General features: G+C 73.1%; 7 protein-coding genes. 6 read left to right on the top strand and 1 reads right to left on the bottom strand.

What is annotated here, in order from left to right:
* The first annotated feature begins 20 nt into the window (after positions 1 to 20).
* Positions 21 to 4,742 carry a hypothetical protein gene (locus tag IPZ69_RS21275; RefSeq protein ID WP_235455786.1) on the top strand — a complete coding sequence of 1,574 codons (4,722 nt, stop codon included), beginning with the start codon at positions 21 to 23 and terminating at the stop codon, positions 4,740 to 4,742.
* 149 nt (positions 4,743 to 4,891) lie between these two features.
* On the opposite strand, the gene IPZ69_RS21270 is transcribed toward IPZ69_RS21275, so the two are convergent.
* Positions 4,892 to 5,425, bottom strand: a complete 534-nt coding sequence (locus IPZ69_RS21270; protein WP_235455785.1) for a hypothetical protein — start codon at positions 5,423 to 5,425, stop codon at positions 4,892 to 4,894.
* A gap of 420 nt (positions 5,426 to 5,845) precedes the next feature.
* Between IPZ69_RS21270 and IPZ69_RS21265 the strand changes: the two genes are divergently transcribed.
* Genes IPZ69_RS21265 through IPZ69_RS21245 form a run of 5 tightly spaced genes read left to right on the top strand, consistent with a single transcriptional unit; the run spans position 5,846 to position 13,744 of the window.
* On the top strand, positions 5,846 to 8,677 hold the full coding sequence (locus IPZ69_RS21265; RefSeq protein ID WP_235455848.1) for a nitrate- and nitrite sensing domain-containing protein: 2,832 nt from the start codon (positions 5,846 to 5,848) through the stop codon (positions 8,675 to 8,677).
* Positions 8,677 to 9,111 (top strand): roadblock/LC7 domain-containing protein, encoded by a 435-nt coding sequence (locus IPZ69_RS21260; protein ID WP_235455784.1) that lies wholly within the window; start codon positions 8,677 to 8,679, stop codon positions 9,109 to 9,111. Before IPZ69_RS21265 ends, IPZ69_RS21260 begins: the two co-directional genes overlap by 1 nt.
* A 9-nt stretch (positions 9,112 to 9,120) precedes the next feature.
* Positions 9,121 to 9,516, top strand: coding sequence for a DUF742 domain-containing protein (locus IPZ69_RS21255; RefSeq protein WP_235455783.1), 396 nt, complete (start codon positions 9,121 to 9,123; stop codon positions 9,514 to 9,516).
* 24 nt (positions 9,517 to 9,540) lie between these two features.
* On the top strand, positions 9,541 to 13,158 hold the full coding sequence (locus IPZ69_RS21250) for a hydantoinase B/oxoprolinase family protein (protein WP_235455782.1): 3,618 nt from the start codon (positions 9,541 to 9,543) through the stop codon (positions 13,156 to 13,158).
* Positions 13,139 to 13,744: a GTP-binding protein gene (locus IPZ69_RS21245; RefSeq protein WP_235455781.1), complete on the top strand. Its 606-nt coding sequence runs from the start codon at positions 13,139 to 13,141 to the stop codon at positions 13,742 to 13,744. The genes IPZ69_RS21250 and IPZ69_RS21245 overlap by 20 nt, the downstream gene beginning before the upstream one ends.
* The last annotated feature ends 10 nt before the right edge of the window (positions 13,745 to 13,754 follow it).

The raw sequence follows: 13,754 nt of genomic DNA, 5'->3' as shown, positions 1-13,754 counted from the left end.
AATGACGACGAGAGTCCGCCATGTACGAGCTGTCCCGGGTCCGCCTCTACTCCATCGGGCCCGCCGGTGCGCGCTACGCCGACACCGTGCTTGACCTGCGGGGCGTGGGCGAGCCGGTGCCCCAACCCGCCCCGACGCAGGCGGAGTTCTTCGAGGAGGAGCCCGTCGGCCCGCCGCGCCGGCCCGCGCCCGCCGGCGTGCTCTTCCTGGAGAACGGCGGCGGCAAGTCGGTCCTGCTCAAGCTGATCTTCTCCGTCATGCTGCCGGGCCACCGCAACACCCTCGGCGGCGCCAGCTCCGGTGTGCTGCGCAAGTTCCTGCTCGCCGACGACTGCGGTCACGTGGCGCTGGAGTGGCAGCACGTGCAGACCGGCGAGTGCGTGGTCGTCGGCAAGGTCAGCGAGTGGCGCGGGCGCCAGGTGTCCAACGACCCGCGGAAGTTCGCCGAGGCCTGGTACTCCTTCCGGCCCGGCCCCGGCCTGAGCCTCGACAACCTCCCCGTCGCCGAGTCCACCGCCGTGCGGCCGCCCGTCGAGGGCGCGTCCGGCGCCCAGGGCCGCCGCCGCACCATGAAGGGTTTTCGCGACGCCCTCACCGAGGCGGGCAAGGCGTATCCGCACCTGGAGGTGCACTGGGAGGAGATCCACGACCGCTGGATCGAGCACCTCGGCGAACTCGGCCTCGACCCCGAACTCTTCCGCTACCAGCGGGAGATGAACGCCGACGAGGGCGAGGCGGCCGGACTCTTCGCGGTGAAGAAGGACTCCGACTTCACCGACCTGCTGCTGCGCGCGGTCACCGACACCCGGGACACCGACGGGCTCGCCGACCTGGTCGGCGGCTTCGGCAACAAGCTGGGACGGCGGGCCGAGCTGATCGCCGAACGGGACTTCACCGCCGGATCCGTCGACCTGCTCGGGCGGATCGTCGAGGCCGCCGAGTCCCGCTCACGCGCGCGTGACATCCACGGCGGCGCCGAGCGCCGCACCCGCACCCTGGCGCGTCGGCTGTCCGCGCGCGCCGTGCGGGAACGGGTGCGCGCCGCCGACCTCGCCCAGCGGGTGACGGCGGCCGCGTACTCCGTCACGCACTCCGAGGGCGCCCGGGAGCGCAGCGCGCTGATCGCCGCCGAACTCGCCTACCGACACGCGTCGCTGGCGCTCGCCGCCGCCGAGAAGGCCGCCGCCGCGCAGAAGCGCGAACTCGCCGACGCCCGCACCCTGCACTCCGCCTGGCAGGCCGCCGAGGCCGTGCTGCGCCACCGCGCCGCCGCCGACCGCGTCGCGCGCGTGGCCGCCGCGATCCAGGAGGCCGAGCGCGACGCCGCCCCCGCCCTGGCCGCCCGCGCCAAGGCCGCCGTGGATCTCGTACGGGCCCTGCACGGGGCCGTCGAGAGCGCCGAGACGCTCGCCAACGAGGGCGAGGAGCGGTCCGCCGTTCTTCAGGAGGCCGGCGAGGCCGCGTACCGCGACTCGACCGCCGCCGCCACCGAGGCGCAGCGCGCCCGCAGTGAGGTCGGGCACCTTCGGCAGCGCCTGAGCGAGGTCGAGCAGGAGACCGCCGAGGCGGTGCGCGCCGGCTGGCTCGACGACAGCGCGCCCGACGCCGACCCGGCGCGCGCCGCGCTGGCGGCCAGCGACGCCGAGAAGACGGCCGTCGCGGCCTGGGACACGGCCCGCGAGGCCTCCCGCAAGGCGACCGAGCACGCGCGCGAAGCGGCCTCCGCCGAGTCCCGCGCGGAGCTGACCGCGGCCCGCGCGGCCGACGCGGCCACGGCGACGGAACGCGCGTACGAGGCCGAGCGCCGCCTCGCCGAGTCCCTCGCCGCGGAGGAGCGGCTGGGTGAGCTGCTGAGCCTGCCCGGGACCTCCGGGTCCGGGCGGGCCGGGGTGCCCGGGCCGCGGACGGCGGCCGCCGACGGCGACGCCGGGTCGGGCGGTTCACGGGCACGGGGCACCGACGAGGTCGACGACTCGTCCGGCACCGCAGCCACCCGCTCCCTCGCCGAAGGCCCCGCCACCGAAGGCGCCCTCACCCCCGAGGACCTGGACCGCTTCGCCGACGAGCTGCGCGAACTCCTCGACGACACGGTCTCCTCCGCCGAACGCCTGCTCTTCGACCTGCGCACCGCCGCCGCCGACGACGCCCGGATCCTCGGCGCCCTCGGTGACGGCGGACTCCTGCCGCCCGGCCCCGACGTGCTGGCCACCGTGGAGTACCTCGGCGAGCACGGCATCCCCGCCCTGCCCGGCTGGCGCTACCTCGCCCAGGCCGTCGACCCGGCCGACCACGCGCGCGTGCTCGCGGCCCGCCCGGAGCTGGTCGACGGCGTGATCATCACCGACCCGGACACCCATGCGCGCGCCCGCGACGTGCTCGGCGACGCGGCGCTGCTGCCGCGCTCCGCCGTCGCCGTCGGCACGGCGGCCGCCCTGCTCGCCCCCACCCCGGCCGCCGACGCGTCCCCGGGCGACGTGTTCCTCGTACCGCCGAACCCGGCCATGCACGACGAGCACGCCGCCGACGAGGAGCGGCAGGCGCTGCGCGCGCGGGCGAGCGAGCGGGACGAGGAGATCCGGGCGCTGGCCGCCCGGCTCGGCAAGGACCGGGAGCTGGCGGCGCGGCTCGCCTCGTGGCGCACCGGCTGCCCGGCGGGCCGGCTCGTCGAGCTGGCGCGGGCCGCCCGTGAGGCGCGCGCGTTCGCCGAGGAGTCCGAGGCCGAGCTGGCCGAGGCGCGCACCGTGCGGGCCGAGGCCGACGGGGTCGCCGCCGAGGCCGCCCAGGTGCGCGACGAGCGGCAGGAGGCCGCGCAGAAGGCCCGGCGCGCGGCCGACGCCCTCGCCGGGCTCGCCTTCCGGCTGCGCGAGTGCTCCGGCTGGCAGGTGAAGCTGCGGGAACTCGCCGACGAGGCCACCGAGTGCGAGGCCCGCGCCCAGGTCTGCCTGGAGCGGGCCCGCGCCGCCGACGAGGACCGCCGTGCCGCCCAGCGCGCCGCCGACGACGCCCGCCGCACCGCCCGTGCCCTGCGCGCCGAGCGCTCGGAGATCGCGGGCGCCCCCGACGACGTACCGGAGGCGGACGCGGACGCGCCGAAGGCGTCCCTGCCCGCCCTCCGCGAGGCCTACCGCGCCGCCTCCCAGGTGTACGAGAAGGTGGGCGTCGGCGCCGACCTGCGCGCCGAGCAGGCCCGCGCGGAGAGCGACGAGAGCGCCGCCCGCGCCGAACTGGACCGGCTCAGCAACAAGGTCCGCACGCGCGCGGAGCAGCTGCTTCAGTTGCCCGATGGCTCGGACGGCCCCTCCCGGCAGGCCGCCGTCGCGCGCGCGGAGGAGCTGGTGCAGCTCCTGGAGACCCGTATGTCGACCGCGAGCGAGCAGCTCGGCCGGCTGCGCGGCGAGGCCGAGCGGCACGCGCCCGAGGACGGCGAGGCGCACACCGAGCTGCCGGAGGAACTCCTCCCGCGCGACGCCGAGCACGCCCAGGCCCTGCTGCGTACCGCCACCACCGAACTCGCCGCCCGCACCGAGGCGTTGGCCCAGGCGCGGGAGGCGCACGCCGAGCTCCTGGAGGCCCACCGGGCCGCGGAGGACGCGGCCGGCGGCTTCGACGAGATCGCCGCGATGCTCCGCGACCTGCTGCGCGAGCACACCGTCGAGGAGGAGCAGGAGGAGCCGGAGCCGTACCCCGGCAGCCTGGAGGAGGCCCGGCAGTCCGCCGCGGAGGCCCGCCGGTCGCTGCGCGGCTGCGCCGCCGACCTGTCCGCCGCCGATGCCGCCGTCCGCGAGGCGAGCGACATCCTCGTCCGGCACGCCAACTCCACCCGCTACGAGCAGGTGCGCACCCCCGCCCGCCAGCAGATCCGCGAACTGCCGGCCTCCGCGCTGCCCGAGCATGCGCAGAAGTGGGCGGACGCCTTCGCACCCCGGCTGCGCGTCCTCACCGACGAGCTGGCACAGCTGGAGCGCAACCGGGACTCGATCGTGGACCGGCTGCGCGGGCTCGTCGAGTCGGCGCTGGCCACCCTGCGCTCCGCCCAGCGGCTGTCGCGGCTGCCGGAGGGGCTCGGCGAGTGGTCCGGGCAGGAGTTCCTGCGCATCCGCTTCGAGGAACCCGACCAGGCCACGCTCGCCGAGCGGCTCGGCGAGGTCATCGACGAGGCGACCCGGGCCGCCGTGAAGAAGAACTCCGACCTGCGGCGCGACGGCATGTCCCTGCTGCTGCGCGGCGTCGCGGCGGCGCTCCAGCCGAAGGGCGTGGCCGTCGAGATCCTCAAGCCCGACGCCGTGCTGCGCGCCGAGCGCGTCCCCGTCGGGCAGATGGGCGACGTGTTCTCCGGCGGTCAGCTGCTCACCGCCGCCATCGCCCTGTACTGCACGATGGCCGCCCTCAGGAGCAACGACCGGGGCCGCGACAAGCACCGCCACGCGGGCACGCTGTTCCTGGACAATCCGATCGGCCGCGCCAACGCCACGTATCTGCTGGAGCTCCAGCGGGCCGTGTCGGACGCGCTCGGGGTGCAACTGCTGTACACCACCGGTCTGTTCGACACGACCGCGCTGGCCGAGTTCCCGCTGGTCATCCGGCTGCGCAACGACGCCGACCTCCGGGCGGGTCTGAAGTACATCAGCGTGGAGGAACACCTGCGGCCGGGACTGCCTCAGCAGAGCCAGGCCGGAGAAGCGGTGCACAGCGAGATCACGGCGACACGGATGTACAAGAGGCCCGCGTCGGCCATCAGTTGATCAACCTGGTGACCGGCGTCTTGATCCGGCGTCCTCCTCCTCGTCGGCCGGCGAGGAGGAGGGAGACACCGTGCGCCCCACCGAGGGCGGTCTCACCGACTGCACTCTGACGGACGGCAGGGCCCGCCTGCTCAGCCGCGTGTCCGGTCTCAGGGGTGCGACAACTGCCCGGCACCGCCCCGACGGCGTATTCGCTCCCGCTCCCGCTCGGCGGCCCGTGCCTGCCGGCGGGCGGTGCGCCGCTCGCGCCGCAGCGCCCTCGCCGTGCTGCTCGGCACCGACACCACCCCGTTGCGCTGGTTCCACACCTGGCGGGTCACCCAGATGTCGACGACGCTCCACGTGGCCACCACCGTGCTGGCCACACTGCTGATCACCATCGGGAACGCCAGCCAGGAACCCGCCATCGTGCACAGGAACGCGACCATGGCCTGGATCAGTGTCACGGAGATGATCAGCACCGCCCGCACGGCCGCCGTCCGTACCGGATCCGGCATCCGGCGCCGGCGAGCGGCCTCCTCGACCCACAACGGACGGTAATACGGCTGCTGTTGCGGCCCCGCGAACTCCGTATCGCGGCTCTGCGACGGAATGTCGCGATCCGGTGCCTCCCGGCGTTGCCCCGTCCTGGAGCGTGCCGTCACGCCGTCCTCGGGCGCCTCGCGCCGCTCGGCCGTCCCCATCACCGTGTCACTCCCCACCGCCGGCAGACCACCCCTCCGGTGCCCCGAGGCACCGGCTCCCCAGTGACTGCCCGGCTTGCGCTGTTTTACGCCGCCCGGGTGCAGGATGCGGCTCCTGTGGCCGATTCCGCCCCCATTTCCCGTAGTGAAGGACGAACGGCATGCCGTGAAGATTCCCAACTGGCGAAAAATTCCGGCCAACCGGCCAACTGTGCCGATCCGGCTCGCCTCGGTGGGGTACCCGGAATCCGGGTGGCAATCTCCCGCAATGCCCGGACAACTCGCCACGTCTCGCCGCCTTGGCGGAAGTTCGACCTCCGGATACGTCTTCGAGTTAGCTGTGTGGCGGTAGTAGGCTCCCCCCGTTTGTTGACGCACATGTGTACCCCCGGACCGGAGGGGGCCGAGCTGGGGGAGGCCATGCGCTTTCGCGGGAAGTCGATCCGCCGGAAGATCGTGGCGCTGCTTCTCGTGCCGCTGGTGTCCCTGACCGCCATCTGGGGCTTCGCGACCGTGCTCACGGGGCGCGAGGTCACCCGGCTCTTCCGGGTGACGGATGTCGTGGAGAACATCGGTTACCGCACCGAGGACACCGTGCACGTCCTGCAGCAGGAACGCCGCCAGACCCTCGTCTATCTCGCGGATCCCCGGGCCGCCGACGCGCTGGCGGCACTGCGCCGCACCCGGACCGCCACCGACGGCGCCCTCGCCAAGCTCCGGAAGAACGCCAAGGACCCCGATGTCCGGGGCGACATGGACAAGGACGACGGCGAACGCCTGACCGCCGCCCTGGACGCCTTCGACGACATCGACTCCCTGCGCCGCAGCGTCGAGCAGGGCACCATCACCCGAGCCCAGGCCCTCGGCCTCTACAACCGGGTCGTCGACTCCTGCTACGGCCTCCTGGCGAGCATCGACAGCGTCGACGACGTGGAGATGGACAAGCAGGGCCGCGCGCTCGTCAACATCGACCGCGCCCGTGAACTCCTCTCCCGCGAGGACGCGTTGCTCGGCTCCTCCCTGGTGGTCGGCAAGCTCACCCGCGAGGAGACCCGCGACATCTCCGACCTCGTCGCCCAGCGCACCCTGCTGTACGACATCAGCCTGCCGCTGCTGCCGCCCTCGGAACGCGGCCGCTACGAGCGGTTCTGGAAGAACGCCACCATCGCCCCATTGCGTGTGGCCGAACAGGCGGTCGTCTCCTCCGGCTCCGGCGCGCCGCGCGGGGTCAACGCCAAGAACTGGGACACCACCGCGGGCGGCGTGCTCGACGAACTCCGCACCCTCGACGACCGGGCCGACGACCGCTATCAGGACCGCGTCCACCCCGTGGCCGTCAGCGTGATCGTCCAGGCGGCCGTCGCCGGCGTCCTCGGCCTGGTCGCGCTCTTGGTCTCCGTCGTCCTGTCCATACGCGTCGGTCGCAGCCTCATCCGTGACCTGCGGCAGCTGCGTCTCGAAGCGCACGAGGCGTCCGGTGTCCGGCTGCCCAGCGTGATGCGCCGGCTGTCCGTGGGCGAACAGGTGGACGTGGAGACCGAGGTTCCGCGCCTGGAGTACGACAAGAACGAGATCGGTGAGGTCGGGCAGGCCCTCAACACCCTCCAGCGCGCCGCGGTCGAGGCCGCCGTCAAACAGGCCGAACTGCGCGCCGGCGTCTCCGAGGTCTTCGTGAACCTCGCCCGCCGCAGCCAGGTCCTGCTGCATAAGCAGCTCACCCTGCTGGACACCATGGAGCGCAGGACCGAGGACACCGACGAGCTCGCCGACCTCTTCCGGCTCGACCACCTCACCACCCGCATGCGCCGGCACGCGGAGGGCCTGGTGATCCTCTCCGGCGCCGCTCCCTCGCGGCAGTGGCGCAAACCCGTGCAGCTGATGGACGTCGTCCGCGCTGCCGTCGCCGAGGTCGAGGACTACGAACGCATCGAGGTCCGCCGACTGCCGCGTATCGCCGTCACCGGCCCGGCCGTCGCCGACCTCACCCACCTGACCGCCGAGCTCCTGGAGAACGCCACGGTGTTCTCCCCGCCGCACACCGCCGTCCAGGTGCTCGGCGAACGGGTCGCCAACGGCTTCACGCTGGAGATCCACGACCGGGGCCTCGGCATGGCGGCCGAGGCGCTGCTGGACGCCAACCTCCGGCTCGCCGAGACTCCCGAGTTCGAGCTCTCCGACACCGACCGGCTCGGCCTCTTCGTGGTCAGCCGCCTCGCCCAGCGCCAGAACATCCGCGTCTCGCTGCAGCCGTCCCCCTACGGCGGCACCACCGCCGTCGTCTTCATCCCCGACGTGCTGCTGACCGACGACGTCCCCGACACCAACGGCATCGGCTTCCGCCTCGACCGGGACAGGCCCTCGAAGGAGGCCGAACTGGAGGAGAGCCACGCGGCGGCTCTGACCCAGGCGCCCCTGCAACTGCCCGGCATGACGGCCTCGCTCCTGGACGGCCCGGTCGAGCTGGAGGCCCCCGTCGACCTGGACGCGCTCGACGAATTCCCCGACGTCCTGTCCGACGACGACAGTGAACGTGGCGGAATCTTCCGCCCCCGCCGCTCCACGGCCCGGGCGGACGGCCGGCCCCCGGCCCGGCTGGGTGAGCTCCATCAGCAGCCCTCCGCCCCCGAGGACCGGTTCGGCGCCCACGACGGGCCGAGCGCTCCCGTGCCGCTGCCCAGGCGGCGCACGCCCAAGCTGGTCAGCTCGCACGGCAGGCCGGTTCCCGAGCAGCGCAACCGTCGCGGCGAGCCGGAAGCGGAGGCCCCCGTGGGCTCGAGCCGCTCCGACTCCGAGGCCTTGGCGCCGTTGCCGTCCCGCCGCCGCGGCGAGCCGTCGCCGGGGCCCGCCGCCCCCGGGTTCGCGGGCCGCCTCACCGAGCGCGCGGACTCCCCGGCACCCCGCCCGGACGGGCCCGCCGAGGCCCCCGCGCTGCCCCGGCGCCCGCGCCGCAGCGAGAGCCCCGCCGGCGGCGGCCCGGGTGACAGCGCGCCGCCCCAGGGCAGCACACCCGAGGACACCGGATCAGGGCAGCTGCCCAAGCGCGTACGGCAGGCCAGCCTGGCGCCGCAGCTGAAGCAGAACACCGAACGGCGCGCCGAGCGCGCGGCGGACCCCGCCGACCGCGACGCGGACGAGGTCCGCAGCCGCATGGCCTCGCTCCAGCGGGGCTGGCAGCGTGGCCGTAAGGAGAACGCCGCGGGCGACGGGGCCCGGAACGGCACAGCACAAGGAACGACAGAGGGGGACGGTTGATGACCGCACCGAACGCGACCGGCCAGAGTGCGGCGAACAGGGGAGAGCTGAACTGGCTCCTCGACGAGCTCGTCGACCGGGTCGCCAGCATCCGCAAGGCCATCGTGCTCTCCGGCGACGGCCTGCCCACGGGCGTGTCCAAGGACCTGACCAGGGAGGACAGCGAGCATCTCGCGGCCGTCGCCTCCGGGTTCCACAGCCTCGCCAAGGGCGTGGGCCGCCACTTCGAGGCGGGCAGCGTCCGGCAGACGGTCGTCGAGCTCGACGACGCCTTCCTGTTCGTGACGGCCGCCGGCGACGGCAGCTGCCTCGCCGTCCTCGCGGACGCGGACTCCGACGTCGGCCAGGTCGCCTACGAGATGACCCTCCTGGTCAAGCGGGTCGGCGTGCATCTGGGCGCCGCCCCGCGCACCGATCTGCCCGCCGGCGGGTAGTGGGATGACATGAGCGGAGACGGTCAGGGAAGAAGTCACTGGTTCGACGACGAGGCCGGACCGGTGGTCCGTCCGTACGCCATGACGCGTGGCCGCACCACCAGTGCGGCCCAGCACCGCCTCGACGTGATCGCGGTGGTCGTCACCGAATCCCACGCGGACGATCCCGAGGCGGACCACACGCTGTCCCCCGAGCACGTGGACATCGTCGAGCTCTGCCGTGACGCCCCGCAGTCGGTCGCCGAGCTCGCCGCCGAACTCAATCTGCCGATCGGTGTCGTGCGGGTCCTGATCGGCGATCTGGTGAACGGGGAACTCGTCCACGTGACACGTCCGGTCCCGCCGGCCGAGCTGCCGGACGAGAGTATTCTGCGCGACGTGATCAACGGCCTCCGGGCGCTGTGACCGGCGCGGAAGCGGAGTAGTGACGTGACTGGCTGGCAGTTCTGGGTAGATCGAGGCGGCACCTTCACCGACATCGTCGCGCGGCGCCCGGACGGCCGGCTGCTCACCCACAAACTGCTGTCCGACAACCCCGCCCGCTACGCCGACGCGGCCGTCGCCGGCGTGCGCGACCTCCTCGACGGCTCCGAGGAGCGGGTCGAGGCCGTCCGGATGGGCACCACGGTCGCCACCAACGCGCTCCTGGAACGCAAGGGCGAGCGCACCCTCCTCGTCGTCACCAAGGGCTTCCGCGACGCCCTGCGCATCGCCTACCAGAACCGCCCCCGCATCTTCGCCCGCCACATCGAACTGCCGGAGCTGCTGTACGAGCGGGTCGTCGAGGCCGACGAGCGGATCGCGGCCGACGGCACCGTCCTGCGCGCAGCCGACCTGGACGCACTCGAAGGCCCGCTCAGGGAGGCGTACGACGACGGGATCCGCGCCGTCGCCGTCGTCTGCATGCACAGCCATCTGCACCCCGCCCACGAACGGGCGATCGGCGAGCTGGCCGCCCGCGTCGGCTTCCCGCAGATCTCGCTGTCCAGCGAGGTCAGCCCGCTGATGAAGCTCGTGCCGCGCGGGGACACCGCCGTCGTCGACGCCTACCTGTCGCCCGTGCTGCGCCGCTACGTCCAGCACGTCGCCGACGAGCTCCAGGGCGTGCGCCTGATGTTCATGCAGTCCAACGGCGGACTCGCCGAGGCAGGGCAGTTCCGCGGCAAGGACGCCATCCTGTCCGGGCCGGCCGGCGGCATCGTCGGCATGGCCAGGATGTCGCAGCTCGCCGGCTTCGACCGGGTCATCGGCTTCGACATGGGCGGCACCTCCACCGACGTCTCGCACTTCGCGGGCGAGTACGAACGCGTCTTCACCACGCAGATCGCCGGTGTCCGGCTGCGCGCGCCCATGCTGGACATCCACACCGTCGCCGCCGGGGGCGGCTCGGTCCTGCACTTCGACGGCTCCCGCTACCGGGTGGGCCCGGACTCGGCGGGCGCGGACCCGGGCCCCGCCTGCTACCGGGGCGGCGGGCCGCTCGCCGTCACCGACGCCAACGTCATGCTCGGCCGTATCCAGCCAGCCCACTTCCCGACGGTGTTCGGCCCCGACGGCGACGAGCCACTGGACGACGCGCAGGTCCGCGAACGCTTCACCGCCCTCGCCCGTGAGATCGGCGAGCGGACCGGGGACGAGCGCACCCCCGAACAGGTCGCCGAGGGCTACCTGCAGATCGCCGTCGCCAACATCGCCAACGCCGTGAAGCGGATCTCCGTCCAGAAGGGGCACGACGTGACCCGCTACGCCCTCACCACCTTCGGTGGTGCGGGCGGCCAGCACGCCTGCATGGTCGCCGACTCGCTCGGTATCCGCACCGTCCTCGTGCCGCCCATGGCCGGTGTCCTCTCCGCCCTGGGCATCGGCCTCGCCGACACCACGGCGATGCGCGAACAGTCCGTCGAGGCGCCCCTGGAGGCCGCCTCGATGCCGGGCGTCCGCAAGACGGCCGAGGACCTGGAGGGCGCGGCCCGCGCCGAGCTCCTCGCCGAGGACATCCCCGAGGACCGCATCAGGGTCACCCGTCGCGCCCAGCTCCGCTACGACGGCACCGACACCACGCTCACCGTCGAGCTGACCGAGCCCGACGACATGAGGCACGTCTTCGAAGAACGTCATCGCGCCACGTACTCCTTCACACTCGACCGCCCGGTCGTCGTCGAAGCCCTCTCCGTGGAAGCCACCGGCATCACCGAACCCCCCGATCTGTCCGCCCTAGCCCCGTACGAGGGCCGCTCCATCGCTCCCGAGACCGTCCGGCTGCACACCGGCGGCGCCTGGCGCGACGTACCCCTCCACCGCCGCGAGGACCTGCCTCCCGGCGAGACCGTCACCGGCCCCGCGATCATCACCGAGGCCAGCGCCACGACCGTCGTCGACGACGGCTGGCGGGCCGCGGCGACCGACGACGGGCATCTGGTCATGGAACGCGCGGCGATTACGCAGAGTTCCGATCTCGGCACGGAAGCCGACCCGGTCCTGCTTGAGGTCTTCAACAACCTCTTCATGTCCATCGCCGAACAGATGGGCGCCCGGCTGGAGTCCACGGCACAGTCCGTCAACATCAAGGAGCGGCTGGACTTCTCCTGCGCGCTGTTCGACCCGGACGGAAACCTGGTGGCCAACGCCCCCCACATCCCCGTCCACCTGGGCTCGATGGGCACCAGCGTCAAGGAGGTCATCCGGCGGCGCGGCGACTCCATGCGGCCCGGCGACACCTACGCGGTCAACGACCCGTACCACGGCGGCACGCACCTGCCGGACGTCACGGTCATCACGCCCGTGTTCGACACGCAGGGTGACCACATCCTCTTCTACGTCGCCTCTCGCGGGCACCACGCAGAGATCGGCGGCATCGCACCCGGCTCCATGCCCGCGAACAGCCGCACCATCGAGGAGGAGGGCGTCCTCTTCGACAACTGGCTGCTCGCCGAGAACGGCCGCTTCCGCGAGGAGCAGACCCACCGGCTCCTCACCGAGGCGCCCCACCCGTCCCGCAACCCGAAGACCAACCTCGCCGACCTGCGCGCCCAGATCGCCGCCAACCAGAAGGGCGTCGACGAAGTCGGCCGGATGATCGAGAACTTCGGCCTCGACGTCGTCCAGGCCTATATGCGCCACGTCCAGGACAACGCCGAGGAAGCGGTCCGCCGCGTCATCGACGCCCTGGACGACGGCGAGTACGCCTACGAGACCGACTCCGGCGCCGTCATCCGGGTACGCGTGCGCGTGGACCGCCAACAGCGCGCCGCGAGGATCGACTTCACCGGTACGTCCGCACAGCTCGGCACCAACTTCAACGCCCCGTTCTCGGTGGTCAACGCGGCCGTCCTGTACGTCTTCCGCACCCTCGTCGCCGACGACATCCCCCTGAACGACGGCTGTCTGCGCCCCCTGGAGATCGTCGTGCCGTCCGGCTCCATGCTCGCCCCCGAGCCGCCGGCCGCCGTCGTCGCGGGCAACGTCGAGACGTCCCAGGCCATCACCGGCGCCCTCTACGCGGCGCTCGGCGTCCAGGCCGAGGGCTCCGGGACCATGAACAACGTCACCTTCGGCAACGAACGCCACCAGTACTACGAGACCGTCGCCTCCGGCTCCGGCGCGGGAGACGGCTTCCCCGGCGCGAGCGTCGTCCAGACCCATATGACCAACTCGCGGCTGACCGACCCGGAAGTCCTGGAGTGGCGCCTGCCCGTGCTGCTCGACGAGTTCGCGATCCGGCCGGACAGCGGCGGCGCCGGGCAGTGGCGCGGCGGGGACGGCGCGGTGCGCCGCATCCGCTTCCACGAGCCCATGACGGTCTCCACCCTGTCCCAGCACCGCCGGGTTCCGCCGTACGGTATGGCGGGCGGCGAGGCCGGCGCGCTCGGTGCCAACCGGGTGGAGCGGGCCGACGGTACGGTGACCGAACTCGGCGGCAGCGATGCGGCCGACGTCGGCCCCGACGACGTACTCGTCATCGAAACCCCCGGTGGCGGAGGCTACGGCCCGCCGTCATCCGACCCCCATCAAGCAGGAGTAGAGATCGATGATCTTCGGGCGTTCTGAGCGCGGGAAGCCTCCGGTCGAGCCCGTCACGCTCAAGATCCTGGTGGCCGGCGGCTTCGGCGTGGGCAAGACCACCCTCGTCGGCGCGGTCAGCGAGATCAGGCCGCTGCGCACCGAGGAGCAGCTCACCGAGGCCGGACGCCCGGTCGACGACACCAGCGGTGTGGAGGGCAAGCACACCACCACCGTGGCCATGGACTTCGGCCGCATCACCCTGCGCGAGGACCTGGTGCTGTACCTCTTCGGCACGCCCGGGCAGGAGCGGTTCTGGTTCATGTGGGACGAGCTGTCCGAGGGCGCCCTGGGCGCCGTCGTGCTGGCCGACACCCGGCGCCTGGAGGACTGTTTCGCCGCCGTCGACTACTTCGAGCGGCGCTCCATACCCTTCGTCGTGGGCGTCAACTGCTTCGAGGGAGCGGCCCGTTATCCGGCCGAGGACGTCCGCCGGGCACTCGACCTCGACGGCGACGTCCCCCTGGTGCTGTGCGACGCACGCGACCGGGAGTCGGTCAAGGAGGTGCTCATCGGGGTCGTCCAGCACGCGATGGCGTACGCGGCCGGCCGCCGCGAGGCCGTCACCACCTGAGGCTCGCGCA

This window comes from Streptomyces olivochromogenes, from assembly GCF_021538895.1.
GTDB lineage: Bacteria > Actinomycetota > Actinomycetes > Streptomycetales > Streptomycetaceae > Streptomyces > Streptomyces olivochromogenes_A.
The sequence above is the reverse complement of the archived record's forward strand: the minus strand, read 5'-3'. Positions and strand labels throughout refer to the sequence as shown.

Excerpts from the sequence above, each read along its gene's own strand:
- IPZ69_RS21270 (WP_235455785.1), bottom strand. The coding sequence starts at position 5,425 with ATGGGGACGGCCGAGCGGCGCGAGGCGCCCGAGGACGGCGTGACGGCA.
- IPZ69_RS21245 (WP_235455781.1), top strand. The coding sequence starts at position 13,139 with ATGATCTTCGGGCGTTCTGAGCGCGGGAAGCCTCCGGTCGAGCCCGTC.
- IPZ69_RS21275 (WP_235455786.1), top strand. The coding sequence starts at position 21 with ATGTACGAGCTGTCCCGGGTCCGCCTCTACTCCATCGGGCCCGCCGGT.
- IPZ69_RS21260 (WP_235455784.1), top strand. The coding sequence starts at position 8,677 with ATGACCGCACCGAACGCGACCGGCCAGAGTGCGGCGAACAGGGGAGAG.
- IPZ69_RS21255 (WP_235455783.1), top strand. The coding sequence starts at position 9,121 with ATGAGCGGAGACGGTCAGGGAAGAAGTCACTGGTTCGACGACGAGGCC.
- IPZ69_RS21265 (WP_235455848.1), top strand. The coding sequence starts at position 5,846 with ATGCGCTTTCGCGGGAAGTCGATCCGCCGGAAGATCGTGGCGCTGCTT.